At 64.8% G+C, this 708-nt stretch carries 1 protein-coding gene; it reads right to left on the bottom strand.

Features of this window, described 5'->3' with window-relative positions; translation table 11 throughout:
• Positions 1–40: 40 nt before the first annotated feature.
• Positions 41–706, bottom strand: a complete 666-nt coding sequence (locus ACOJB8_RS41170; RefSeq protein ID WP_475017996.1) for a response regulator transcription factor — start codon at positions 704–706, stop codon at positions 41–43.
• Between the last annotated feature and the right edge of the window lie 2 nt (positions 707–708).

The raw sequence follows: 708 nt of genomic DNA, 5'->3' as shown, positions 1-708 counted from the left end.
ACCGAGAGCGCGACTGACAGACGGAACTGGATCGATTCTTTCAGCCGTTTCTTGACACCATCCATCCGACACCTCTGACGTTCTTGATCACACTGCTGCCGAGCTTGCGGCGCAGCGAGTGGATCAGGACTTCGACTGCGTTGCTTTCGACTTCCTCGCCCCAGCCGTAGATGCGGTCCTCGAGCTCGCTTCGCGACAGGATCGCGCCGGGCCGTACGAGCAGCGCGCGTAGCAACGAAAACTCGCGGTTCGACAACTGTATCGGCGTGCACTCGCCGACCGCGACTTCGCGTGTCGCCGGGTCAAGCGACACGATGCCGTTGCTCAGCACGGGTGCCGCCGAGCCGACCTGACGCCGGATCGCCACGCGAATCCGCGCGAGCAGTTCGGCCATTTCAAACGGTTTGAGGATGTAATCGTCGGCGCCGCCGTCGAGCCCGCGCAGGCGGTCGTCGAGGCCGTCTCGCGCGGTGATGATGATGACTGGTACCGCGCTGCCCTTCGCGCGGATTCCAGCCAGCACATCGAGGCCGTCCCGGCCGGGCAGGCCGAGGTCGAGCAGGATCAGGTCATAGCGCTGCGCGGCGAACGCGGTCAGCGCGAGCGCGCCGTCCGTGACGCGATCTGCCGCGTACGAGGCGTCCTTCAGCGCAGCCTGGACAGCTTCGCCAATCATCGGGTCGTCTTCGACAAGCAGTATTCGCATAC

The organism is Paraburkholderia sp. BR10141 (assembly GCF_056155635.1).
Note: the sequence above shows the minus strand (reverse complement) of the source record. Positions and strands in the feature narration are given on the sequence as shown.

What these genes read in the sequence shown, in the direction of transcription:
- ACOJB8_RS41170 (WP_475017996.1), bottom strand. Translation starts at nt 706, where the DNA reads ATGCGAATACTGCTTGTCGAAGACGACCCGATGATTGGCGAAGCTGTC.